This window comes from Actinoallomurus sp. CA-150999, from assembly GCF_050942425.1.
Taxonomy (GTDB): Bacteria; Actinomycetota; Actinomycetes; order Streptosporangiales; family Streptosporangiaceae; genus Actinoallomurus.
On record NZ_CP192063.1, the window covers coordinates 8,332,660 to 8,355,151 of the forward strand.

Genomic DNA, 22,492 nt, shown 5'->3' on the forward strand with positions numbered 1-22,492 from the left:
ACGCCGGATGCCCGCCGTCATCCACGGAACGGGTACTTCTTGTCGAGCTCGACGTTGAGCTGCAGGACGTTGACGCGGGGCTCGCCGATGAAGCCGAGCGTCCGGCCGTCCTCGTTGTCCTTGATCGCGGACAGGACCTGCGCCGCGGTGATGCCGCGGGCCTTCGCCACCCGGGCGGCCTGCAGCCGCGCATAGGTGGGAGAGATGTGCGGGTCCAGTCCGCTGCCGCTGGCGGTGACCGCGTCCGCGGGCACCTCCGGCTGCGCCGGTGCGGTGCCGCGGATCGGCACGATCTCGCCCGCGGCGTAGTCCTCACCGGCCTTGGCGCACTCGACGGCGACGCCCTTGTACGTGGCGAGGAACGGCTTGGTCACGACGCCGCATTGCTCGTTGACGCTGACGACGCGGGTGGGCCGGGTCACGTGGCCCGAGCGGTCGCGGGGGCCGATGACCGACAGGACCGCGCCGACGCCGCCCGGGGTGCAGAACGGGCGGGCGCCGCTGACGCCCTCGAGCTCGCCGACCGCCTTGCTGCGGGAGCACACCTGGGTGAGCAGGCTGTCCCGGGCGGTCTTGGCGGTGATCTCCTTCGCCTTGTCGGCCGGGTTCTTCGGGAGGGTGTCGACGATGTCCTCCGGGCCCAGGTTGCTCGCGGCCGTGGAGGTCGGGTCGTAGCCGGTGCCGGCGTTGGACGGGCGGCTCTGGACGTACTGCTTGAGCGGGTTCCCGTCCTTGTCGGTGAAGGCCTGGCCGATGAGCCGGCTGCCGACGACCTTGCCGTCCGCGCCCTCGATCATCGAGCCTTGGGCCCGGTCGTGCAGACCGGGGATGAACGCGACGGCCCAGACCGCGAGCGGATAGATCACTCCGGTGATCACCGTCAGGACGAGCAGGGCGCGGACCGCGGCGAGATGCTGGCGGATCCAGGTGGGCAGGCGCATGTCAGGACATCCCCGGAAGGAACATGATGAGTAGATCGATGAGCTTGATGCCGATGAACGGCGCGATGATGCCGCCGAGCCCGTAGACGTACAGGTTTCGGGACAGCAGCTTCGACGCGCTGCTCGGGCGGTACTTCACGCCGCGCAGGGCGAGCGGGATCAGCGCGATGATGATGATCGCGTTGAAGATGACGGCCGACAGGATCGCCGACTGCGGGCTGTGCAGCCGCATGATGTTGAGCTTGTCGAGCCCGGGGTACACCGCCGCGAACATCGCGGGGATGATCGCGAAGTACTTGGCGATGTCGTTGGCGATCGAGAAGGTCGTCAGCGCGCCTCGGGTGATCAGCAGCTGCTTGCCGATCTCGACGATCTCGATGAGCTTCGTCGGGTTGGAATCGAGGTCGACCATGTTGCCGGCCTCCTTGGCGGCCGACGTGCCGGTGTTCATGGCCACACCGACGTCGGCCTGGGCGAGCGCGGGCGCGTCGTTGGTGCCGTCGCCGGTCATCGCGACGAGCTTGCCGCCCTCCTGCTCCCTCTTGATCAGCGCCATCTTGTCCTCGGGCTTGGCCTCGGCGAGGAAGTCGTCCACGCCGGCCTCGTCCGCGATGGCCTTGGCCGTCAGCGGGTTGTCACCCGTGATCATTACGGTACGGATGCCCATGCGGCGCATCTCGTCGAAGCGCTCGCGCATGCCCTCCTTGACGACGTCCTTCAGGTGGATGACGCCGAGCACGTGAGCCGTCGTCGCGCCGTTCTCCCGGACGACCTCGCCGACCACGAGCGGCGTGCCGCCACTGGCCGAGATCCCGTCCACGATGTGGCCGACCTCGTCCGTCGGGTGACCGCCGTTGTCGCGGACCCACTTCATCACGGCCGTCGCCGCGCCCTTGCGCAACATCCTGTCGCGGCTCGGCGTGCCGTCGCCGTCCAGGTCGACCCCGGACATCCGGGTCTGGGCGGTGAACTCGATCCAGGTCGCGTGCGACAGTTCGCCCGGCGTGCGCTCCCGCAGGCCGTACGTCGTCTTGGCGAATACGACGATCGAGCGGCCCTCCGGCGTTTCGTCGGCGAGGCTGGACAGCTGGGCGGCGTCGGCGAGCGCCTGCTCGCTCACGCCGTCCACCGGGGTGAACTCCGCGGCCTGCCGGTTGCCCAGCGTGATGGTGCCGGTCTTGTCGAGCAGCAGCGTGTTGACGTCGCCGGCCGCCTCGACGGCGCGGCCGCTCATCGCGAGGACGTTGCGCTGGACGAGCCGGTCCATGCCGGCGATGCCGATCGCGCTCAGTAGCGCGCCGATCGTCGTCGGGATGAGGCAGACCAGCAGCGAGACCATGACGATGCCGGTGACGCCGTGCCCGTTCAGCGCGAGGGAGTCCGCCACGCCGGGCTGGTTCGCCTTGGAGAAGATCGCCAGCGGCTGCAGCGTCGCGACCGCCATCACGAAGATGATCGTCAGCGAGGCCAGCAGGATGTTGAGGGCGATCTCATTCGGGGTCTTCTGCCGGTTGGCGCCCTCGACGAGGGCGATCATCTTGTCGATGAAGCTCTCGCCGGGCTTCTGGGTGATCTTGACGATAATCTGGTCGGACAGCACCTTGGTGCCGCCGGTGACCGCGGACCGGTCACCGCCGGACTCGCGGATGACCGGCGCCGACTCGCCGGTGATGGCCGACTCGTCGACGCTGGCAATGCCCTCGACGACGTCTCCGTCGCCGGGGATGATCTGCCCGGCCTCGACGACCACATGGTCGCCCTGCTGGAGCTGCGGCGCGGGCACCGACTCCTCCCGGATCTGCCTTCCGGGAGCCCAGTCGATCAGGCGACGGGCCATCGTGTCGGTCTTGGCCTTGCGCAGCGTGTCGGCCTGGGCCTTGCCCCGGCCCTCGGCCACCGCCTCCGCCAGGTTGGCGAAGATCACGGTCAGCCAGAGCCAGGCCACGATCAGCCAGGCGAACCAGCTGGGCTTGGCGAACGCCAGGATCGTCGACCATACGGCGCCGATCTCGACGATGAACATGACCGGGTTGCGCCACATCGTGCGCGGATCCAGCTTCTTGGCGGCGTCCGGCAGCGACGTGAGCAGCTGCTTGGGATCCAGGAGACCGCCCTGGACACGCCCGCCCGATGGCTTCGGCGGTTCCGGAGCCTTGGTGGGAGCTTCAGTGACCTGTGCAGACATCAGTGGATTCCTTCGGCCAACGGCCCGAGCGCGAGCGCCGGGAGGAACGTCAGGGCGACGAGGACCACCGTCACGCCGGCGACCATGCCGACGAACTGCGGACGGTGGGTGGGCAGGGTGCCCTCCGACGCAGGGGTGTGCCCCTGGCGGGCAAGCGACCCGGCCAGGCCCAGCACGAAGATCATCGGCAGGAACCGCCCGAAGACCATCGCCAGTCCCAGAGCCGTGTCGTACCAGGTCGTGTTCACCGTGATCCCGGCGAACGCCGACCCGTTGTTGTTGGACGCCGAGGTGAAGGCGTACAGCACCTCGCCCAAGCCGTGCGGGCCGCTGTTGGCCATGCCCGCCCGTTCACCGGGCAGTGCCATCGCGAACGCGGTGCCGACGAGCACGCAGATCGGGGTGATGAGGAAGTAGGTCGCCGCGAACTTGATCTCACGGCTGCTGATCTTCTTGCCGAGGTACTCGGGGGTGCGGCCGACCATCAGCCCGGCGACGAACACCGTGACCACCGCGAGGATCAGCATGCCGTACAGGCCGGAGCCCGTCCCGCCGGGCGCGACCTCGCCGAGCATCATGTTGAACATCGTCATCATGCCGCCGAGGCTCGTGTAGGAGTCGTGGAACGAGTCCACCGCGCCGGTCGAAGTCAGGGTCGTGGCGTCTGCGAACGTGGCGGAGTTCGCCACACCGAAGCGCGTCTCCACGCCCTCCATCGACGACCCGATCGCCGTCGGGACCGTTCCGTGGTGGGCGAGTTGGAAGGCCGAAAGCAGCGTCACGCTGATGATGGCCAGCGTGGCCATGACCGAGACGATCGCGTAGCCCTGCTTGTTGTTGCCGACCATCCGGCCGAACGTCCGGGGGAGGCTGAAGCTGATCACCAGCAGGAGGAAGATCTCCAGCCAGTTGGTCCACACCGTCGGGTTCTCGAAGGGGTGGGAGGAGTTGGCGTTGTAGAAGCCACCGCCGTTGGTCCCGAACTCCTTGATGACCTCCTGGCTCGCGACCGGGCCGCCGGTGATCGACTGCTTGGCGCCCGCGAGGGTCTGGATCGTGTGGGGGTCGTGGAAGTTCTGGACCACCCCGCCGATGATCAGGACGATCGCGCCGATGAAGGCGAAGGGCAGCAGGATCCGCAAAGTGCCGCGGACCAGGTCCACCCAGAAGTTGCCGAGGTGCTCGGTCTTCTTGCGGGCGAAGCCGCGGACGAGGGCGATCGCCACGGCCATGCCGACGGCCGCCGACACGAAGTTCTGCACGGCCAGGCCGGCCATCTGCACCAGATGGCCCATGGTCGACTCACCCGAGTACGACTGCCAGTTGGTGTTGGTGACGAAGCTGATCGCGGTGTTCCACGCCTGGTGCGTCATCACCGGCTTGAACCCCAGGCTCAGCAGCAGGTGGCTCTGCAGCCGCTGCAGGGCGTAAAGGAACAGCACGGACACGGCCGAGAACGCCAGCACGCTCCGCGCGTAGGAACTCCACGTCTGCTCAGCGTCCGGGTGGGCCCCGATCAGCCGGTAGACGACGCGTTCGACCCGCGAGTGCTTCGTACCGGTGTACACCCGGTACATGTAGTCGCCCAGCGGCCGGTAGGCCAGGGCCAGAGCGAGCACGAGGGATCCCGTGAACAGGACCCCCGCGACCGTCATACTCATCAGAAACGCTCCGGGAACAGTAGGGCGGCCGCGAGGAAGACGATCAGGAGCACGGCCAGGATCAGTCCGACCACGTTCTCCAGACTCAAAGCCGCTCGACCGCCTTCACGACCAGGCCGAACAGGGCGAAGATCGCCACTGTCAGCAGGATGTACACCAGGTCAGCCATGTGTTTCGGTTCCTCTATTCGATCTACGGGGATGACCCCGTCTCGCCGAGCGCCGCCGGGGGCGCGGACTCGATCAGACCGTCGGTCCCCCACGGTCCGGCCGCTCAAAGTCGGATTCGTGGAAGTGGAAGTCGACCCAGACCGGGTCGGCTCGCCGATAGCGACGTCTGGCATCGACCACCGCGTGGACGGTGGCCGCCAGGACTCCGGTGAAGACGAGCACCGCGGCCCGGGCGAGGTCGCCACTCCCGGCGACCTCGATGTGTCCGAGCCGGTGGACGTCGAAGCCGGTGACGCACAGCCATGCGATCGCGCCGATCGCGGCGCCGACGACGATCCGGCTGCGCCACGCCCAGGCTGCGACGACCGCGGCGACCGCCGCGCACGCGGCCTGCCACGGCAGGCCGGCCAGCACGACGGCCAGCGCGAAGACGCAGGCGCTCCCGCCGGCCAGTGACCAGGTGGAGATCTCCAGGCGCGTCATCGCATCCTCCTTGGGCATGCCGGCGGCATGCCCCACCGGTCCCCCTGTGTCAGGGGGCTTACGGCAGGAGTAAACGCCTCGTTTAAGGGGTTTCGGCCCTCATTGACAGAGCCTTAGCGCGCCCCTTCCGCGCCTTAACGCATCTCTAACGCCCCCGGCCACCGGCGCCGAGCACGGTCGGGCCGCTACTCCAACGAGCCGACCGGCGAGACCGGTGTCCCTTCGCCGGGACACACCCACATCGCCGACCGGCCATGCGTCGAGGCCCGCAACGGATGGGTCTCCGGATGCTGCGGACACCGCGGCCAGTTCGTCGCCGCCCGGCCCCACAGCTCTTCGATGACCCACTCCTGCACCTGGTCGGCCACCTGCACCACGCGATCGGCCTCGGCTGCGGCACGGTCGACACGTACCCCGGCGCCGCTGCCGTCCCGGCTCCACAAGAACGCCGACGCGCTCAGGTCGTCATCTGCCCAGTCGTCATCACGGACGTCCGGCTCTGGAACGCCCGTCGCGCGAATATCGCGCAACACCGGTTCCAGTGCCCGCCTGAGAACCTCGTCCACGGCTCCCCACATTGCAGCGTACGAAGGACGTTAAGAGTCGGCACACCGGCGGAAAGGCGACGTCAAGGAACTTGCCTTTCGGCCGCACCGGTATTGGACTCGGGAACGTGCCCGAACTGACACCATCCGAGAGCGGGATGAGCAATGAGCCGGAAACGCCCTCGGCGAGTCCCAGCGTCCCACGGTGACTCGCTTCCCGCTGAACCCCCGCGAACGCGGGGGCACGAACGATCGAGGCGTGCAAGGGCCGACGTCCGCGCGTTGACGCACAGCCCGGCCGCTCTCATCGTCGCGGTCGGCGCCGCGTGGACCAGCGCGAGCGCCCCGCACGGCCCGGTGATGATGTGGCCGACCGCCGCGTGGCTGTGGCTGACCGCGCTGTTCCTGATCCGCCGCTCCCTCCCCGCCCGGAAACGCGTCACGCGCGTCCGGTGACGGGTCGGCCGGCCGGGACGGGGACCCGTCAGTGCGACTCGCGGGCGACGGCGTCGCCCGAGGAGCCGACGAGGAAGTCCAGGTCGGCGCCGGTGTCCGCGCCCATCACGGTGTCGACGTACAGCCGCTCCCAGCCCCGGCGCGGCCGGGCCACCCCGTCCAGCAGGGCCTTCGAGGGTTCCCGCCCGTCGAGCTCCTCCTGCGGGATGTCGACGTCGATCCGGCGGTTCGCGACGTCCAGGACGATCGGGTCGCCGGTCCGGACCCGGTCCAGCGGGCCGCCCGCCGCCGCCTCGGGCGCGACGTGCAGGACGACCGTGCCGTACGCCGTGCCGCTCATGCGACCGTCGCAGACGCGGACCATGTCGCGGACGCCCTGCTTGAGCAGCTTCTCGGGCAGTGGCATGTTCGAGACCTCCGGCATGCCGGGGTAGCCCTTCGGGCCGCAGCCGCGCAGCACGAGCACGGAGTCGGCGTCGACGTCCAGGTCCGGGTCGTCGAGGCGGGCGTGCAGGTCCTCGATCGAGTCGAACACCACGGCACGGCCGCGGTGGCGCATCAGGTGCGGGGAGGCCGCCGCGGGCTTGATGATGGCGCCGTCGGGCGCGAGGTTGCCGCGCAGGACGGCGATCCCGGCGGCGGCCCGCAACGGCGCCTCCCTGGTGCGGATGACCTCCGGGTCCCAGATGCCGGCGTCGTCGAGGTGGTCGACGAGCGGGCGGCCGGTGACGGTGAGCGCGGCCGGGTCGAGGAGGTCCTGGACCTGGCGGAGGACGGCGTGCAGCCCGCCCGCGCGGTGGAAGTCCTCCATCAGGAACCGGCCGGCGGGCTGAAGGTCGACGAGCAGCGGCACCTCCGCGCCGATCCGGTCGAAGTCGTCCAGGGTGAGCGGGATGCCGAGCCGGCCGGCGATCGCCAGCAGGTGGACGACCGCGTTGGTGGACCCGCCGAGGGCGGCGAGCGCGACGATCGCGTTGCGGAACGATCCGGCCGACAGCACGTCGCCGGGCCGACGCCCCTCTCGGACCATCTCGACGGCCAGCCGGCCGGTCTCGTGCGACCGGGCGAGCAGGCGGCTGTCCGGGGCGGGCAGGCCCGCCGTGCCGGGCAGCGTCGTGCCGAGCGCCTCGGCGAGCAGGCCCATCGTGGACGCGGTGCCCATCGTGTTGCAGTGGCCCCGGCTGCGGATCATGCAGGACTCGGACTCCAGGAAGTCCCGCTCGGACAGCTCTCCGGCGCGTACCTCCTCGCTGAGCCGCCAGACGTCGGTGCCACAGCCCAGCGGCACGCCGCGGAACGTGCCGGACAGCATCGGCCCGCCCGGCACGACCACGGCGGGCAGGCCGACCGACGCCGCCGCCATCAGCAGGGCCGGGATCGTCTTGTCGCACCCGCCGAGCAGGACCACGCCGTCGACGGGGTTGCCGCGCAGCATCTCCTCGGTCGCCATCGCGGCCATGTTGCGCCACAGCATGGCGGTCGGCCGCAGCTGCGTCTCCCCGAGCGAGACGACGGGCAGGTTCAGCGGGACTCCCCCGGCCTCCCACACCCCCTGCTTGACGCTCTCGGCGACCTCGTCGAGGTGGCTGTTGCAGGGGGTCAGGTCCGAGGCGGTGTTGGCGATGGCGATCTGCGGGCGTCCGTCGAAGGCGTGGTCCGGCAGGCCCCGGCGCATCCAGGCCCGGTGGATGTAGGCGTTGCGGTCGTTGCCGGAATACCACTGGGCGCTGCGCAGACCAGACATGTTCCATTCCTCCGAACGAGACTCCAGGGAATGGAATCACATGACCCGCCGCCACCGCCGTGGGCCATCTCACTCGGCGGACACGGGAATCCGGGGTACGGGTTCCTCCGCCTCCTCCCGCAGGCCGAACCGGGCGTGCAGGCGGCGCAGCGAGCCGGGGGCCCACCAGGTGGCGCGCCCGCCGAGGCGCATGGCGGCGGGGAGCAGCGCACCCCGCACGAGCGTGGCGTCCATCAGCACCGCCAGCGGCAGCCCCACCCCGAACGCCTTCATGTACGTGATGCCCGACGCGGTGAAGGCGAGGAACACGAGGGAGATCAGCACCGCGGCGGCGGTCACGATGCGGCCGATGCGCTCGAGGCCGACGGCGACGGCCGCGGTGGCCGAGCCACCGCGCTCGTACTCCTCCCGGATCCGCGAGAGCAGGAACACCTGGTAGTCCATTGCCAGGCCGAAGGCGAGCGCGAAGAGCATCACCGGGATCGTCGCCGCGATGTCGCCGGTGACGGTGAACCCGCCCAGCAGCCCGTTCAGGTGGCCGTCCTGGAAGATCCAGACCAGCGCCCCGAAGGTCGCGGTCAGGCTCAGCGCGCTGAGGACGAGGGCGAGCAGCGGCAGCACGAGGCTCCCCGTCAGGAGGAACAGCAGCACGACCATGACGAGCGCCACCGCACCGACCGCGTACGGCAGGCGCTCCCGCAGCGCGGCCGTGGCGTCGACGTTGACCGCCGCGGTTCCGCCGACCATGACGCCGAACGGCGCCGGGACCGCGCGGACGTCCCGGACGAGACGACCGGCGTCGCCGGACCCCGGCACCACGGACAGGTAGACGGACCCGCCGGCGGCGAATCCCGGGCGCCCCGGAGAGACCTGGGCTCCACGGGCGTACCCTCCGGTGACCGTGTCCACCCGGACCACGTTGGGCAGCCGCGACAGCCTGGCGGCGTACGAGGCGAGCGCGGTCCGATCACCGGCCGGACGCGCGACGACGACCTGGAGGGCGTCCTGCTCGGCCGACCCGAACTCGCTCCGCACCGCGGTGGCGACCTGACGGGCCGACGACGAGGCCGGCATGACCCGTTCGTCCGGGAAGCCGAGCTTGATGCCGAGGAACGGAGTGCCGAGCAGCAGCAGGACCGCCGTGACGACCGTCGCGATCGGCACCGGACGCCGCATGACGAACGAGACCAGACGATGCCAGAAGCCCTCCCCGTCGGCCCGGACCGGACCGCGACCCGCGCCGACACGCGCTCCGAAGACCGCCAGCAGCGCGGGCAGGACGGTCAGTGAGACGGCCGCGGCGAGCAGCGCCGTCGTCACGCCGGCGTACGCCAGCGACCGCACCGCCAGCAGCGGGAACAGCGCAAGACCGCCCAGGGCGACGGCGACCGTGACCGCCGAGAACACCACGGTGCGCCCGGCGGAGGTCATCGTCGTGCGGATCGCCTCGCCGGGTGCCCGCCCCCGCCCCAGCTCCTCCCGGTACCGGTTGACGATCAGCAGGCTGTAGTCGATCGCCAGACCGAGGCCGAGCAGCGTCACCGCGTTCACCGCCAGGACCGACAGGTCGGTGACGCTCGCCAGCACCCACATCAGCCCCATGCCGAGCAGCATGGTCACGAACGCGACGGCCAAGGGCAGCAGCGCGGCCACGACACTGCCGAAGACGAACACGAGCGCCACGAGCGTCACCGGGAAGACGATCATCTCGCCGGTCGCGGCGTCCTTCTGGCTCTGCCGGTTCATCTCGTGCTGGAGCATCGCGTACCCGCCGACCTTCACCTCCAGCCCGTCCCTGGCACCGGCGTAACGCTCCGCCAGCCGGGCCACGCGCTTGTCGACGGCCGTGTCGTCACCACTGATCGTCGCCAGAACGAGCGCCTTGTCCCCCTTGGCGCCGCGCAGCTGCGGCGCGTGCCCGGAGTTCCAGTAGGAGGTGACGTTCGCGACCCCCGGCTCGGCCGCGAGCCGCCGGCCGAGCGCCGCGCCGGCGGCGTCCCGTGCGTCGACGCCGCCTGGGGCGGTCACCAGCAGCACGAGGTTCGGCCTCCCCTGTCCGAACACGTCGCGCAGCGCCGTGGCCGCACGGCCCGACTCGGCGCCCGGATCGTCGAACCCGCCGCCCTTCGTCTTCTCGAACAGCGTGGCCGCCGCCGCCCCGCCGATCAGTGCCAGCACCAGTGCCGCGACGAGCACCGCCCGGCGCCGCCGCAGGACCATGCCCGCGAGTCTCTTCAACATCTCTTCTCCTCCGGTGATGCGGTCCGCACGTAGGAGAAGGAAGAGGCCGGCGATGTGACATGGGGAGACCGATGTCACATCCAGGTGGTCCCGCGCGTCCTACAGGCTGAACCGAAAGGAGGTGCGCTGATGAGCGACCCGCTCGACGCGGCGACGACCGAGTTCGCCCGGCATCGGGAGATGCTCTTCGCGATCGTCTACAACCTGCTCGGCACCGTCGCCGACACGGAGGACGTGCTGCAGGAGACGTGGCTGTCCTGGACCTCGGCGCGGGGAGATCACATCGGTGACGTGCGGGCCTACCTCGCACGCATCGCCGTCAACGCGGCGCTGTCCCGGCTGCGGCGGTCCCGGCACGAGGCGTACGTCGGACCGTGGCTGCCGGAGCCGGTGGTCACGGACGCCGCCGACGACGTCGTACGGGCCGACACCGTGTCCCTCGGCCTGCTCGTCGTCCTGGAGACGCTCTCGCCCCTGGAGCGAGCCGTGTTCGTGCTCCGGGAGTCGTTCGGTTACGAGCACACCGAGATCGCCGAGATGCTCGGCCGCAGCCCGGCCGCCGTACGCCAGCTCGCGCACCGCGCACGCGAGCACGTGCACGCCCGCCGCCCCCGCTACTCGCCGGAGCCCGCCGTACGGCGGAAGGTGACCGAGCGGTTCCTGGCCGCGGCGGCCGGCGGGGACCTGACCGCGCTGATGGAGGTGCTCGCTCCCGACGTCACGCTGTGGACCGACGGCGGCGGCGCGCATCGAGCGGCACACCGCCCCATCCTTGGACGCGACAAGGTCGGCCGGCTGCTCGCGGCGGTCGCCTCCGGGTACCCCGCCGACCTCGACGTCCGCCATCTGACCCTCAACGGCGAGCCGGGGGTGGCGCTGGTCGACGGCGACCGGCTGTTCGCCGTCGGGATCATCGAGCTGAGTCCGGAGGACGGCCTGGTACGGAACATCTACGGCCTGATCAATCCGGCGAAGCTGACGAGCGTGGCCGAGGCCCTGGGGTTGGTCACGGACGAGCCGGCCGCACCGTAGCGACGCCCCGTCGAGCCGGGGATCGTCCCCGGTCAGGCGTCGCCCCACAGCCGCCGTACGGTCTCGAAGACCTTCTGGTTGTGGGAGATCTCGACGACGTTGCCGTCGGGGTCCTTGAGGGCGCAGATGTAGCCGACCGGGCCGGGCATGTCGCGCGGCTCCCAGTGCAGGCACCCGAGCTCGCGGGCGCGGTCGGCAAGCGCGTCGACGTCCTCCCGCCGGGGCACCTCGATGCCCAGGTGTGCGAACGGGGCCAGCAGCCCCAGCCTCCCGCCCCTGTCCGCGTTGAACGACACGAGGACGAGCACGAACGGCGTCTCGACCTGCTTGTCGTTCGACAGCCACGCACTCTCGCCGGCGTCGTCCTCGAACCGCTCGACCACCACGAGGGGCGTCAACGTCGTATAGAACTCGATCGCCTTGTCGAGGTCCCCGGTCGGCAGCGCGACGTGCGTCCAGCGAGCCTGCGTCAGAGCCGTCCCCATAGGGTCCTCCCGACCAACTTGGCGAACGTGAACGTCTCCCTCAGGCTACGAACCTGCCGGTTCCCGGTCCACGCCCCGCTGCGCCCCGACCTTAGCGTCGGCGCCCGAGCAGCTCGGCAGGATCGAAGCTCAGCTCAAAAGGCTCCGCCAGTTTGAGCGTCTCCCCCGCGTGTGCGTCGGCCATCTCCACGTAGCCCGTTCCGCGCAGCTTGTAGACCCTGACCCGAGGAATCCCGTGCAGCTCCAATTCCAAGTAGTACGGGATGCCGCCGTCGGCGTAGCGTTGGGGCTTCCACGCCCGCTCGAAGCCGGTATTGCCAGGACTGAGGGTCTCCGCCACCAGAAGGATGTCCTTCGGATCGACATACTGCCTCTCCAGGACGCAGAGGGCTTCCGACTTCGCCACGATCACGTCCGGAATGAATAGATCCGGGCCGACCCGCACATTCGTCTCGGGCGTGACTTCGTACTCCACGGACACCGCGGCATAGAGCAGCCGTATCAGCCGCTGACCCGCGTTCTGGTGAGTGGGGGGAGGCACGGGGGATACCACCAGTCTTCCTTCAAGGAGCTCGTGGCGCATGCCGTTGTCCGGAAGCGCCAGTACCTCCTCGATCGTCCAGCTCGTTCGGTAATGATCGGGCGGCATGGCAAACGCCTCCGTCATCGGTGGATCACCTCCGTACACGTCGCCAGTCTCGCACGCCTAAGTAGTCACTGTATGCATCCATCTGATTACAGGTCTGGAAAACGCGAAATCCCGCCCCTGGCCTCGTGCCGGGGGCGGGATTCGAGGTCGGTCAGCGGACCTCGGTGATCTCCGGGCCGCGCTCAAAAGGGTTGAACGGGGACCTTTCGTCCCCCTCCTCCTCGCCGGCCTGCTCGGCCATCGCCTGCTGCGCCTCGGCGGGCAGGGTCAGCTCGAGCAGCTCACGGGGCGGCATCGGGGAGTCACCGCGTACGACCACGACGTTGGAGAAGATCTCCTCCATGAGCCGGGCCTGCTCCTCGTCCTGCAGGGCGGCACCCTGGAGGACGCCGCGCAGGAACCAGCGAGGGCCGTCCACGCCCAGGAACCGCACCGGCTGCCAGCCGAAGCCCTGCTCGGCGATCTCCGGCGGCACCTGGTCGAGCATCTCCTCAGGGATGGCGACCGGGACCATGGCGTGCAGCTCGGTGCCGAACGGCCCCTCGGCCTCCTGGGTCTCGCCCTGGGCCTGCTTGATCTCCTCGGCGATCTCCTGGCGGAGCTCGTCCCAGATCCCGCTCTTCTTCGGCGCGGCGAACGGCTGGATCTGCAGGCCGCTCTCACCGTAGACGACGGTGACGGCGACGAACTGGCCGCCGACGGGATTGCCCTCGGCGTCCTCCTCCACCCCGTCGATGTTCAGCTGGATCTCGATGTTCTCCCCGATGGGCACCTGGATCGCGCCGAAGTCGACACGCTCCACCTCGGGGATCCCGTCCGCCTCGGCGTCCCAGGGGCCGCCGTGGGACACTGCCGCGCGCTCCTCCTGCTCCTCCTCGGATCCGGACTCCTCGGACTCCTCGGCCGCGACGGTCTCCTCGTCGGTCGGCTCGAGGTTCTTCTCGGGCTCCTCGTCCCGACGACGGCGTCGAAACACGACTCACGCTCCTTCGCTGTGCTGTATGGCCGCGTCCGTGGCGCGGCCCTCCACGGCTCCTGCGTACCCGCCCGTGGATCCGAAACCACCGTCTCCGCGGGCGGATCCGGGCAGTGCCTGGACCTCATGGAAGACGGCCCGCTCGACGCGCTGGATGACCAGCTGCGCGATACGGTCGCCGCGCGTGAGCCGCACGGTGTGCTCGGTGTCGGTGTTCAGCAGGGTGACCTTGATCTCTCCCCGGTAGCCCGCGTCGACGGTGCCGGGCGCATTGACGATCGTCAGTCCCAATCTAGCCGCCAGACCGGAGCGCGGGTGCACGAAGGCCGCGTAGCCGTCGGGAAGTGCGATCGCGACCCCGGTCGGCACCATCGCGCGGGCCCCTGGCGGCAGCTCGACGTCCACGGTGGTGACCAGATCCGCGCCCGCGTCACCTGGGTGCGCGTACGACGGCGCGGGCAGGCCGGGATCCAGCCGCTGGATGAGAACGTCCACAGTCAAGGGCTCCACCTCGTCACGATCTGATGGCGGCGCACGCCTCGGCGCGCGTCACAGGGCGTGACACTATCGCCTGCACGGCCTCACACCGGTGAGCGCGGCCCGGGGGTGGCTCAGTCCGGCCGACCGTCATCCGGCGTTCGGTCCGCCGGCGGATGGTCCTCCGAGGCTCCGCCGCCCCGCGCCGCCGACCCGGATCCCGCCGGCGATCCGTCCGTCGGCGCGCTGTCGGAGGACGTGCTGTCCGGTGCGGTGTCCTTCCGGCGGCCGGTCAGGAGTGGGGCGCGGGCGGGCTCGTCGGCCGGGACGGGCTCGTCCGAGCCGCGGAGCGCCGGCCATGCCCGGTAGATGACCGCCGCCGTGGGCACGGCGATGGCGGCGCCGGGGATACCGCCGACGACCGCGCCGACCGAGATGGCGATGATGATGGCCAGCGGATGGAAGCGCACCCACCGGCCGACGACGAGCGGCTGGAGGACGTGGCCCTCGAGCTGCTGCTCGAGGACCAGGATGCCGAGGAAGATCAGCGCGGCGACGAAGCCCTTGAAGCTGAAGACGACGAGCACGGCCACCGCCCCGGCGACCAGGATGCCGACGATCGGGATGAAACTTCCGAAGAACACGATGACGGCGAGCGGCGCGACGAGCGGCACGCCCATGATCACCAGGGTGACGGCGATGACGATCGCGTGGATGAGGGCGACGATCACCGTGCCGTGAACGTACTGCGACAGCGTCTCCCACGCCGCGCGGCCGGCCCGGTCGACGCGTTCGCGGTGCCGTCCCATCCCGCTGATGAGCCATCGCCAGATCCCGGGGCCGTCCTTCAGCAGGAAGAACGTGACGAAGAACAGGAAGACGATCGACGCCAGCAGCTCTCCCGCGACGGTGGCGCCGGTGAAGGCCGTGCTCACCAGCTTGCCGCGCTGCTGCTGGATCTGGTCGAGCAGTTGGTCGACGCCGGCCTGGAGCTGGGAGTTCTTCAGGTGCAGCGGCCCGGTGACCAGCCAGTGCTGGACGTCGGTGGCCGTCCGCTGGATCCGGTTGACCAGGTGCGGGAACTGGTCGTTGGCCTGGATGCCGACGAAGGTGCCCACACCGCCGAGCACGCTGAACGCCAGCAGCATCGTGAGCCACGTCGCGGCGAGTGACGGCATCCACCGGCGCAGCCGGCCGGTCACCGGGTACAGCAGGGCGCACAGCAGAATGGCGATCGCGCACGGCAGCACGACCAGCCGCAGCATGTCGAGGATGCGCACGACCGCGTACACCACGACTCCGACGACGATCAGCCGCCAGCAGAACGACGCGGCGGTCGCCAGCGTCCCTGGCACTCCCGTATCCCGATCGCTCACTGTTCTCCTCCGACGACGCCCTACCCGGACGGTAGTCCTCGACTCGTCACCTGCACGACGTCTTCATGACCCGGTGCGTTCGCAAGCACGAGGACTTGGCCACATTCGGGCATCCCGGCTCCGGTATCTCGCCAACGAGCCGGAATGAGCTTAGTTTGTTTTCCGTCACGACCTTCGTTTAGGCGGGTCGGTCGAACGGGGAAGGTTTGCGGCATGGCGCACGGCGTGGTGCATAGAGCATTGGACGGTTACCGATTTCAGATCTCGGGCGATCTGGACCTTACCCTTCCTTTCACGTCGGTATCGCGGTTCGCCGTGGACGGGAGGATCTACGAGCTGACCTCCGGCGACCACGACGCGGCGGCCTCGTGGGCCCAGGATCTCGGCATCCGGCACTTCGACGATGAATTCTCCGTTCAGGGCGGCACTCTCCGGACCACGCGTGTGACTCATTATGACGAGCGCGTCGGTCTCGAGGACCATCTCCTCGCCGTGATATGGCAGGGCCGCAATTTCTCAATGTTCATTCCGATGTACAGCGCCCGCGCCGCCGACGCCGTGCGTCTTTTCCAGCTTCTGCGGGTCACCGAGCACGATGATGGCATCACCGTCGCCTCCCGCAATCCGAAGCGGGCGGGCATCGCCGAGCCCGCCGACGTGGCCAAGGAGATCCCGGGGCTCGGCCTGCTGGAGATCACCGCGCTCACCAAGACGACGGCGCGGCGGCTCCCGGGGTGGTCCGGCGCTCGCGTGCCGAGCGGCGAGCTGTTCCGGGACACGCTCGACGACGACACGACGTACTTCCTGCTCGCCACTCCGTCCGCCGTGGTCACCGTGCTGCCGCACGAGGCCGAGCAGACCGTGAAGGTGGCGAACCGTCTCGGCGGTCTGCGCGTCGAGGCCGTCGCCTGATGGCCGAGATGCTGGCCGGCGTGTCGGCCGGGACGGTCGCGCTCATCCTGCTGGCGGGGTTCGCCGGGCACCTGCTGCATCCGCGCGTCCTGCCCGGGGCACTGGCGGCGCACCGCACCGTGCCGGGCCCGCTGGTGTGGCCGGCGGCCATCGCGGTCGGCGCCCTGGAGGGCATGCTCGGGGCGGTCACCGGCTACGCGCTGCTGGCCGGGCGGCCGCGGGCGCTGGAGCTCGGGGCGACCGGCAGCGGCCTGCTGTTCGCGGCGTACGCGATCTACGGGTTGTACATCCTGCGTACGCGGCCGAGCGTGCCGTGCGGCTGCGCGGCCGACGACACCCCGATGACCGGCTGGGTGGCGGGGCGGGCCGCGGCCCTCGCGCTGGCGTCCGTGACGGCGTCGGCCGGCGCGGGCTCGGCCGTCGCCTCCCACGGTGTCCACGTCACGATCGTGGGCCTGTCGTCCGTCGTGTTCGCAGCCCTACTGTGGTCCCTGCCGCCGGCCCTGTCCGATCCCGAGAGGAGCCCCGCCGGATGAGCTTTGAGACCACCGCGCTCCTGGTGACCTGGGTAGCCCTCGCACTGCTCGCCCTCGTGGTGGCCGGCCTGGTCCGCCAGGTGCACCACCTGACCCGCGGACCGCGGACCCCCGACGTCGGCCCGACCACGGGGATGGCCGCGCCGGGCATCGACCGGCTCGCGCCGGAGCCGGGCCGCCCGACCCTGCTGCTGTTCCTCGGCGACGAGTGCCCGGCCTGCCACGACATCTTCGAGGAGGCGCTGGGCCTGACCGGCGCCCCGCCGATCCGCGCGCTGTTCTTCGACGGCGCGCTGGACGTCACCCCGCCGGACAACATGCAGATCTTCGCCGGCCAGGGCGACCTGTTCCAGGACTACCAGGTCCCCGCGACGCCGTACGCCGTGCTCGTCGGTGCGGACGGGCGCATCCGGACGGCCGAGCCGGTCGGCTCGGTGCGCACGCTCCACGCGCTGATCGTGCAGGCCGGAGGCCGCGTCGCCGACCTCGATGAGCCGTCGCCGTCGCCGGCCGAGGACGACGCGGCGACCCGGGTGAGTTGAAAACGGGGAGGATGCCCGATGCTCGAACTCGACGAGATTCCCACGCTGAGCGGGCCACGGCCCGAAGGCGCTCCACGGGCCGTCCGGCGGGTGCCGCACGCGACGGCCGAGGGTGTGGCGCGCCGGTCCATGCTGGGCGGCACGCTGGCCGCCGGCACGACCGTCGGCCTGTCCGCGCTCGGGGTGTTCACCCCGGCGCGCAAGGCGCTCGCCGACGGTTACACCCTCAAGGCCAGCGGCTACTACGACATCTACGGAAAGTGCCCGGCCTATGCCGGGCCGTTCGACTGCTCTCCCGGCTGCGGACCGAGCGTCGTGGTGGCCAGCGCGTGCCGGACGAGCGGCACGTACAAGGGGTTCCACCGCTCCAGCGTCTCCGATCCGGGCAAGTTCAAGCTGCGGCCGAACCAGTGCTACGCGGGCAAGTACGACGGCTGGATCTGGGCGTACGCCCACAAGTGCGGCAACTGCAAGAAGTCGGTCACCTGGCGCTGCCACGACGGCTGGAAGAAGAGCGCCCGCGGGCATTGGTACAAGTCGGTCTGCCGGTGGGCCCTTGCCTGCAAGAGCTGAGACCCGGCCCGCCGGCCGCCTGCGCCGGGGGCTGACCGAGCCGCTGCTGCCGTTCGCCGTGCTGGCCCTCCTGGCCGTCGCGGCGGCGGCCGCGCAGCACACGGTGCTGGGCTGGGCGTCGGTCGGTGCGCTGGCCGGATACTCCCTGTCCGGCTCCGTTTGAACGCGCAACAGCGATTTCGTGCTGTTCTCGCCAGGTTGGCGGGCCCACGTACGGCAGGGCGAGGTCCTCGCCGTCTTCTCCCTCGGTCTCCTGATCGGGGGCACGCTCAGCGCGACCGTGCTTTGGCTTCTGTCCGGCTTCGCGGAGCCGCTCCCCCGGGCCGTCCGGGTCGCGGCGATCATGGCGATCGCGGTGGCGGGCGTCGCCCGTGAGGCGGGCTGGATCCGTGTTCCGCTCCCGCAGAACGCCCGGCAGATCCCCCGGGAGGTCCTGCAGCGCCGGATCAGGCTGGGCTCCCTGCAGTTCGGCTTCGAACTGGGCACCGGGGTGCGCACGTACGTCTCCGCGAGCGCGCCGTACGTCGTCGCGCTGGGGCTCGTACTCGCGCACCGGGGGCCGCTCGCGACGATCCTCACCGGCACGGGCTTCGGCGTGGGGCGGGCGGTCACCGCGACCGCCCGCTACGCCAGCCGGAACGACGAGTGGGACGACCGCCGGATCACCCGGATGCCGATCCTGACCAACGCGATCGGCGTCGTGGTCCTGGTCGCCCTGGCCATCCTGGAGCTCTAGAACCAGGAGCCGTGTCAGTAGCTGGGCGGGGTGACGCTCACCAGGAATCGGGTCGGCTCGTCGGACTCGTTGACGAACCGGTGGGGAAGGTTGGAGTCGAAGTGGCAGCTGTCGCCCTCGCCGAGCAGGTGCCGCTCATCGGTCACCTCGACGACGAGGCGACCGGACAGCACGACCACGCACTCCTCGGATGGGTGCCCCCGCAACACGTCGGCCGACGCCGAGCCGGGTTCGAGGATCGCCTCGAGCACCTCCAGACGCCCTCCGCCGTGGGACGCGCGCGTATAGGTGATCGTCGAGTGCGGTGAGCCGATCGTGAAGCGGTCCGGTCGCCGGATCACCGCGACCTTGCGAGGCCGACGGCGTCGACGGCGTCCTCGAACAGGTCCGGCTCCACGTGGCCCAGGGGGTCGATGTCATCAAGGTCATGACGACCGGTGGCTTCATGACCCCTGGCACCGGACCCGCCCATGCCCGCTTCACCCTCGCCGAGTTGACCGCCCTCGTCCGCGAGGCCCACCGCCACGGCGTCCCGGTCACGACCCACGCCCTCGGCGTCGAAGGCATCGAACGCGCCGTCGAAGCCGGCGTCGACTGCATCGAGCACTGCGGCTGGGTCACCGAGAAGGGCAGTCGCTTCGATCCGGGCATCGCCCGGAAGATCGTCGCCAAGGGCGTGATCGTCAGCCCCACCATGAACGCCGCCTGCACCGCCGAGACCTACTTCTGCCCCTGGGACGAACGCGACCACGTCATCGGCAACCTGCGCTCTCTTCACGCTGCGGGCGCCACTCTGATCGCCGGCACCGATGCCGGCATCCCCCTCGTCCCCTTCGAGGACTTCGCCGACTGCCTCGCCGTCTTCGCCGAGATCGGCATGGCACCGCGCGACGTCATCGCCTCCGCGACCACCGAGGCCGCCCGCGCCTGCGGCCTCACCGCCGTCACGGGGCGTCTCCATCCCGGCCTGGCCGCCGACCTGATCGCCGTCCCCGGAGACCCCACCCGGGACCTCGACGTGCTACGCGCCCCGGCCTTCGTCATGGCCCGCGGCCTCGAACACCGGGTCCGTCCTCGCGAGACGCCTCGCACCACCGCCGAGGTCCGCGACCGGCTCCTTGCCGCCCTCACCAGCGGCGCCGGTCGCGGAGACACGAAGTCGGCCGCGAACCGTACGGCACCGGAATAGCCGACGAGACCGCGCGCCGCGTCGACGTCGCCCCGGCGTCTTCTAGGACGCCAGGGTGACGTCGACCGTGAAGCCCTCCTGGGGCGCCGCTTCCAGCGCGAGGTCGGCGATGCGGCCGGCCGCCCGCAGGTCGGCCACTGCCAGGTGCCCGACGTCCGCGCCGCGGACCGCGGCCCGCTCGACGTCGGCGCGCATCGAGACCTTCGCCGTCGACTTGGCCTTGCGGACCTGCCGGAGGACGTCGGAGGTGGCCGCGAGCACCGTCGTGTCGCCGCCGGCGGGCAGCGCGTCGGCGGCGGGCCACGCCGCGCGGTGCACCGAGCCGTCCTGCCACCACGACCAGACCTCTTCGGTGACGTAGGGCAGGATCGGCGCGAACAACCGCAGCACGACCGACAGCGCCTCGCGCAGCGCCGCCCGCGCCGAGATCGCCCCCTGGTCCGGCTCGCCGTCCGACGCGCCGTACGCCCGCGCCTTGACCAGCTCGAGGTAGTCGTCGCACAGGTCCCAGAAGAACCGCTCGGTGCGCTCGAGGGCGCGGGTGTAGTCGTACGCCTCGAACGCGGCCGTGGCCTCGCGGACGGTCTCGGCCAGCGTCGCCAGCATCGACAGGTCCAGGGACTCGGTCACCGCCGCGCCGGACGGCACGGCGCCGAGGCCGAGCACGAACTTCGAGGCGTTGAGGATCTTGATGGCGAGCCGGCGGCCGACCTTGATCTGGCCGACGTCGAACGCGGTGTCCGTGCCGAGCCGGCCGCTGGCCGCCCAGTAGCGCACCGCGTCGGAGCCGTGCTGGACCAGTAGGTCCATCGGCGTGACGACGTTGCCCTTGGACTTGGACATCTTCTTGCGGTCCGGGTCGAGGATCCAGCCGGACAGCGCGGTGTCGGTCCACGGCAGGGAGCCGTGCTCCAGGTGGGACCGAACGACGGTGGAGAACAGCCAGGTGCGGATGATGTCGTGCGCCTGGGGCCGCAGGTCGAACGGGAAGACCCGGGCGAAGAGGTCCGGGTCGAGCTCCCAGCCGCCGGCGATCTGCGGGGTGAGGGACGACGTGGCCCAGGTGTCCATGACGTCGGGGTCGGCGGCGAAGCCCTGCGGCTTGCCGCGCTGGTCCTCGGTGAAGCCCGGCGGGGTGTCGGAGGACGGGTCGACCGGGAGGGCGTCCTCCGCGGGCGTGATCGGCCGGTCGTGGATCGGCTCGCCCTCGTCGTCGAGGGGGTACCAGACCGGGATCGGCACGCCGAAGAACCGCTGCCGGGAGATCAGCCAGTCGCCGGCCAGCCCCTCGACCCAGTTGTCGTACCGCGCCTTCATGTACGCGGGGTGCCAGGACAGCTCGGCGCCGCGGGCCAGCAGCCGCTCGCGCAGCTCCGGGTCGCGCCCGCCGTTGCGGATGTACCACTGGCGGGTGGTGACGATCTCGAGCGGCTTGCTGCCCTTCTCGTAGAACTTCACCGGACGGGTGATCGGCCGCGGCTCGCCGTCGAGGTCGCCGGACTCTCGCAGCAGCTCCACGACGCGCTCGCGGGCGGCCTGCGCGGTCAGCCCGGCCAGCTCGGCGTACGGCTCCGGGGCGACGCCGGCGGGCGGGTCGGGCAGGATCCGGCCGTTCCAGTCGATGATGGCCCGCGTCGGGAGGTCGAGCTCGCGCCACCAGATGACGTCGGTGAGGTCGCCGAACGTACAGATCATCGCGATGCCGGACCCCTTGTCGGGCTCGGCGAGGTGGTGCGCGACGATCGGCACCTCGACGCCGAACAGCGGGGTCCTCGCGGTCGTGCCGAACAGCTCGCGGTAGCGCTCGTCGTCCGGGTGGGCGACCAGCGCGACGCAGGCGGGCAGCAGCTCCGGCCGGGTGGTCTCGATGTAGATCGGGCGCGCGCCAGAGCCGTGAAAGCGGATCCGGTGGAAGGCGCCGGGCTGCTCGCGGTCCTCCAGCTCGGCCTGGGCCACGGCCGTGCGGAACGTGACGTCCCACAGGGTCGGCGCCTCCGAGACGTACGCCTCGCCGCGCGCCAGGTTGCGCAGGAACGCCCGCTGCGCGGCGGCGCGGGCCGGCGCGCCGATCGTGGTGTAGAGCAGGGACCAGTCGACCGACAGCCCGACACGGCGCCAGACGTCCTCGAAGGCCTTCTCGTCGATCTCGGTCAGCCGGTCGCACAGCTCGACGAAGTTGCGCCGCGAGACGGGAATCTGCCGGCCGGGCTTCTCCGGCGGTTCGAAATCCGGGTCGTAGGGCAGAGACGGGTCACAACGGACACCGAAGTAGTTCTGCACACGGCGTTCGGTGGGCAGGCCGTTATCGTCCCAGCCGATGGGATAGAACACCTCGCGGCCGCGCATGCGCTGAAAGCGGGCGACCGTGTCGGTGTGGGTGTAGGAGAAAACGTGACCGACGTGCAGAGAGCCGCTGACCGTCGGCGGCGGCGTGTCGATCGAGTAGATCTCCGAACGCGCCTTCGACCGGTCGAAGCGATAAGTGCCGCGCTCGGCCCAGAGTACGGCCCATTTCTCCTCGAGACCGTCGAGGGTGGGCTTCTCCGGCGGGCGTGGCTGCTCTGTCATGGCGCCAATGGTATT

23 protein-coding genes and 1 pseudogene are annotated in these 22,492 nt (G+C 70.5%); 9 read left to right on the plus strand and 15 right to left on the minus strand.

From position 1 onward, the window contains the following. Positions 1-17: 17 nt before the first annotated feature. The 6 genes from ACQP2O_RS38475 to ACQP2O_RS38500 all read right to left on the minus strand — a co-directional run bounded on the left by ACQP2O_RS38475 (position 18) and on the right by ACQP2O_RS38500 (position 6,006). Positions 18-941 (minus strand): potassium-transporting ATPase subunit C, encoded by a 924-nt coding sequence (locus tag ACQP2O_RS38475; RefSeq protein ID WP_433173969.1) that lies wholly within the window; start codon positions 939-941, stop codon positions 18-20. A 1-nt stretch (position 942) separates the two neighbouring features. Further along, positions 943-3,126 (minus strand): potassium-transporting ATPase subunit KdpB, encoded by a 2,184-nt coding sequence (gene kdpB, locus ACQP2O_RS38480; protein WP_433173971.1) that lies wholly within the window; start codon positions 3,124-3,126, stop codon positions 943-945. Further along, positions 3,126-4,787, minus strand: coding sequence for a potassium-transporting ATPase subunit KdpA (kdpA, locus tag ACQP2O_RS38485; RefSeq protein WP_433173973.1), 1,662 nt, complete (start codon positions 4,785-4,787; stop codon positions 3,126-3,128). Before kdpA ends, kdpB begins: the two co-directional genes overlap by 1 nt. Further along, positions 4,787-4,876, minus strand: coding sequence for a potassium-transporting ATPase subunit F (locus ACQP2O_RS38490; RefSeq protein ID WP_360890487.1), 90 nt, complete (start codon positions 4,874-4,876; stop codon positions 4,787-4,789). The genes kdpA and ACQP2O_RS38490 overlap by 1 nt, the downstream gene beginning before the upstream one ends. A 153-nt stretch (positions 4,877-5,029) precedes the next feature. Then, on the minus strand, positions 5,030-5,440 hold the full coding sequence (locus ACQP2O_RS38495) for a hypothetical protein (protein ID WP_433173975.1): 411 nt from the start codon (positions 5,438-5,440) through the stop codon (positions 5,030-5,032). Positions 5,441-5,625: 185 nt separating this feature from the next. Further along, on the minus strand, positions 5,626-6,006 hold the full coding sequence (locus ACQP2O_RS38500) for a hypothetical protein (protein WP_433173977.1): 381 nt from the start codon (positions 6,004-6,006) through the stop codon (positions 5,626-5,628). Positions 6,007-6,267: 261 nt separating this feature from the next. Here ACQP2O_RS38500 and ACQP2O_RS38505 point away from each other — a divergent pair, with 261 nt between their 5' ends. Next, positions 6,268-6,441 (plus strand): hypothetical protein, encoded by a 174-nt coding sequence (locus tag ACQP2O_RS38505; RefSeq protein WP_433173979.1) that lies wholly within the window; start codon positions 6,268-6,270, stop codon positions 6,439-6,441. 28 nt (positions 6,442-6,469) lie between these two features. Here ACQP2O_RS38505 and ACQP2O_RS38510 read toward each other — a convergent pair whose 3' ends face one another. Further along, positions 6,470-8,185: an IlvD/Edd family dehydratase gene (locus tag ACQP2O_RS38510; RefSeq protein WP_433173981.1), complete on the minus strand. Its 1,716-nt coding sequence runs from the start codon at positions 8,183-8,185 to the stop codon at positions 6,470-6,472. Positions 8,186-8,254: 69 nt separating this feature from the next. After that, positions 8,255-10,426: an MMPL family transporter gene (locus ACQP2O_RS38515; protein WP_433173983.1), complete on the minus strand. Its 2,172-nt coding sequence runs from the start codon at positions 10,424-10,426 to the stop codon at positions 8,255-8,257. A gap of 129 nt (positions 10,427-10,555) precedes the next feature. Between ACQP2O_RS38515 and sigJ the strand changes: the two genes are divergently transcribed. Then, positions 10,556-11,458 (plus strand): RNA polymerase sigma factor SigJ, encoded by a 903-nt coding sequence (gene sigJ, locus ACQP2O_RS38520; RefSeq protein WP_433173985.1) that lies wholly within the window; start codon positions 10,556-10,558, stop codon positions 11,456-11,458. 32 nt (positions 11,459-11,490) lie between these two features. Here sigJ and ACQP2O_RS38525 read toward each other — a convergent pair whose 3' ends face one another. From ACQP2O_RS38525 to ACQP2O_RS38545, 5 genes are all read right to left on the minus strand, one after another. Further along, a complete protein-coding gene (locus tag ACQP2O_RS38525) occupies positions 11,491-11,943 on the minus strand; it encodes a VOC family protein (RefSeq protein WP_433173987.1) in 453 nt (150 codons plus the stop codon). Between the two features lie 91 nt (positions 11,944-12,034). Further along, complete coding sequence (locus tag ACQP2O_RS38530) at positions 12,035-12,610, minus strand: Uma2 family endonuclease (RefSeq protein WP_433173989.1); 576 nt, start codon at positions 12,608-12,610, stop codon at positions 12,035-12,037. Positions 12,611-12,743: 133 nt separating this feature from the next. After that, positions 12,744-13,568, minus strand: coding sequence for a DUF3710 domain-containing protein (locus ACQP2O_RS38535; protein ID WP_360890472.1), 825 nt, complete (start codon positions 13,566-13,568; stop codon positions 12,744-12,746). Positions 13,569-13,571: 3 nt separating this feature from the next. Then, positions 13,572-14,069, minus strand: a complete 498-nt coding sequence (gene dut, locus ACQP2O_RS38540) for a dUTP diphosphatase (protein WP_433173991.1) — start codon at positions 14,067-14,069, stop codon at positions 13,572-13,574. Positions 14,070-14,179: 110 nt separating this feature from the next. Continuing rightward, positions 14,180-15,421, minus strand: a complete 1,242-nt coding sequence (locus ACQP2O_RS38545) for an AI-2E family transporter (RefSeq protein WP_433173993.1) — start codon at positions 15,419-15,421, stop codon at positions 14,180-14,182. A 213-nt stretch (positions 15,422-15,634) separates the two neighbouring features. Between ACQP2O_RS38545 and ACQP2O_RS38550 the strand changes: the two genes are divergently transcribed. The 6 genes from ACQP2O_RS38550 to ACQP2O_RS38575 are packed head-to-tail and all read left to right on the plus strand — an operon-like array spanning position 15,635 to position 18,720. Further along, positions 15,635-16,333 (plus strand): hypothetical protein, encoded by a 699-nt coding sequence (locus ACQP2O_RS38550; protein WP_433173995.1) that lies wholly within the window; start codon positions 15,635-15,637, stop codon positions 16,331-16,333. Further along, positions 16,333-16,869 (plus strand): MauE/DoxX family redox-associated membrane protein, encoded by a 537-nt coding sequence (locus ACQP2O_RS38555; RefSeq protein ID WP_433173997.1) that lies wholly within the window; start codon positions 16,333-16,335, stop codon positions 16,867-16,869. Before ACQP2O_RS38550 ends, ACQP2O_RS38555 begins: the two co-directional genes overlap by 1 nt. Continuing rightward, positions 16,866-17,411, plus strand: coding sequence for a hypothetical protein (locus ACQP2O_RS38560; protein WP_433173999.1), 546 nt, complete (start codon positions 16,866-16,868; stop codon positions 17,409-17,411). Before ACQP2O_RS38555 ends, ACQP2O_RS38560 begins: the two co-directional genes overlap by 4 nt. An 18-nt stretch (positions 17,412-17,429) precedes the next feature. After that, positions 17,430-17,984 (plus strand): hypothetical protein, encoded by a 555-nt coding sequence (locus tag ACQP2O_RS38565; protein ID WP_433174001.1) that lies wholly within the window; start codon positions 17,430-17,432, stop codon positions 17,982-17,984. Next, on the plus strand, positions 17,968-18,147 hold the full coding sequence (locus tag ACQP2O_RS38570; RefSeq protein ID WP_433174004.1) for a hypothetical protein: 180 nt from the start codon (positions 17,968-17,970) through the stop codon (positions 18,145-18,147). The genes ACQP2O_RS38565 and ACQP2O_RS38570 overlap by 17 nt, the downstream gene beginning before the upstream one ends. 18 nt (positions 18,148-18,165) lie before the next feature. Then, positions 18,166-18,720: a hypothetical protein gene (locus ACQP2O_RS38575; RefSeq protein WP_433174006.1), complete on the plus strand. Its 555-nt coding sequence runs from the start codon at positions 18,166-18,168 to the stop codon at positions 18,718-18,720. Between the two features lie 14 nt (positions 18,721-18,734). Here ACQP2O_RS38575 and ACQP2O_RS38580 read toward each other — a convergent pair whose 3' ends face one another. After that, positions 18,735-19,061 (minus strand): cupin domain-containing protein, encoded by a 327-nt coding sequence (locus ACQP2O_RS38580; RefSeq protein WP_433174008.1) that lies wholly within the window; start codon positions 19,059-19,061, stop codon positions 18,735-18,737. Positions 19,062-19,090: 29 nt separating this feature from the next. On the opposite strand from ACQP2O_RS38580, the pseudogene ACQP2O_RS38585 reads away from it, so the two are divergent. Further along, positions 19,091-19,909, plus strand: a pseudogene (locus ACQP2O_RS38585) (amidohydrolase family protein); the annotation flags it as partial. Positions 19,910-19,951: 42 nt separating this feature from the next. Here the strand turns inward: ACQP2O_RS38585 and valS are convergent. Beyond that, on the minus strand, positions 19,952-22,477 hold the full coding sequence (gene valS, locus ACQP2O_RS38590; RefSeq protein ID WP_433174009.1) for a valine--tRNA ligase: 2,526 nt from the start codon (positions 22,475-22,477) through the stop codon (positions 19,952-19,954). Between the last annotated feature and the right edge of the window lie 15 nt (positions 22,478-22,492).

What these genes read in the sequence shown, in the direction of transcription:
- ACQP2O_RS38475 (WP_433173969.1), bottom strand. Translation starts at nt 941, where the DNA reads ATGCGCCTGCCCACCTGGATCCGCCAGCATCTCGCCGCGGTCCGCGCC.
- kdpB (WP_433173971.1), bottom strand. Translation starts at nt 3,126, where the DNA reads ATGTCTGCACAGGTCACTGAAGCTCCCACCAAGGCTCCGGAACCGCCG.
- kdpA (WP_433173973.1), bottom strand. Translation starts at nt 4,787, where the DNA reads ATGAGTATGACGGTCGCGGGGGTCCTGTTCACGGGATCCCTCGTGCTC.
- ACQP2O_RS38495 (WP_433173975.1), bottom strand. Translation starts at nt 5,440, where the DNA reads ATGACGCGCCTGGAGATCTCCACCTGGTCACTGGCCGGCGGGAGCGCC.
- ACQP2O_RS38510 (WP_433173981.1), bottom strand. Translation starts at nt 8,185, where the DNA reads ATGTCTGGTCTGCGCAGCGCCCAGTGGTATTCCGGCAACGACCGCAAC.
- ACQP2O_RS38515 (WP_433173983.1), bottom strand. Translation starts at nt 10,426, where the DNA reads ATGTTGAAGAGACTCGCGGGCATGGTCCTGCGGCGGCGCCGGGCGGTG.
- sigJ (WP_433173985.1), top strand. Translation starts at nt 10,556, where the DNA reads ATGAGCGACCCGCTCGACGCGGCGACGACCGAGTTCGCCCGGCATCGG.
- ACQP2O_RS38525 (WP_433173987.1), bottom strand. Translation starts at nt 11,943, where the DNA reads ATGGGGACGGCTCTGACGCAGGCTCGCTGGACGCACGTCGCGCTGCCG.
- ACQP2O_RS38530 (WP_433173989.1), bottom strand. Translation starts at nt 12,610, where the DNA reads ATGACGGAGGCGTTTGCCATGCCGCCCGATCATTACCGAACGAGCTGG.
- ACQP2O_RS38550 (WP_433173995.1), top strand. Translation starts at nt 15,635, where the DNA reads ATGGCGCACGGCGTGGTGCATAGAGCATTGGACGGTTACCGATTTCAG.
- ACQP2O_RS38555 (WP_433173997.1), top strand. Translation starts at nt 16,333, where the DNA reads ATGGCCGAGATGCTGGCCGGCGTGTCGGCCGGGACGGTCGCGCTCATC.
- ACQP2O_RS38560 (WP_433173999.1), top strand. Translation starts at nt 16,866, where the DNA reads ATGAGCTTTGAGACCACCGCGCTCCTGGTGACCTGGGTAGCCCTCGCA.
- ACQP2O_RS38565 (WP_433174001.1), top strand. Translation starts at nt 17,430, where the DNA reads ATGCTCGAACTCGACGAGATTCCCACGCTGAGCGGGCCACGGCCCGAA.
- valS (WP_433174009.1), bottom strand. Translation starts at nt 22,477, where the DNA reads ATGACAGAGCAGCCACGCCCGCCGGAGAAGCCCACCCTCGACGGTCTC.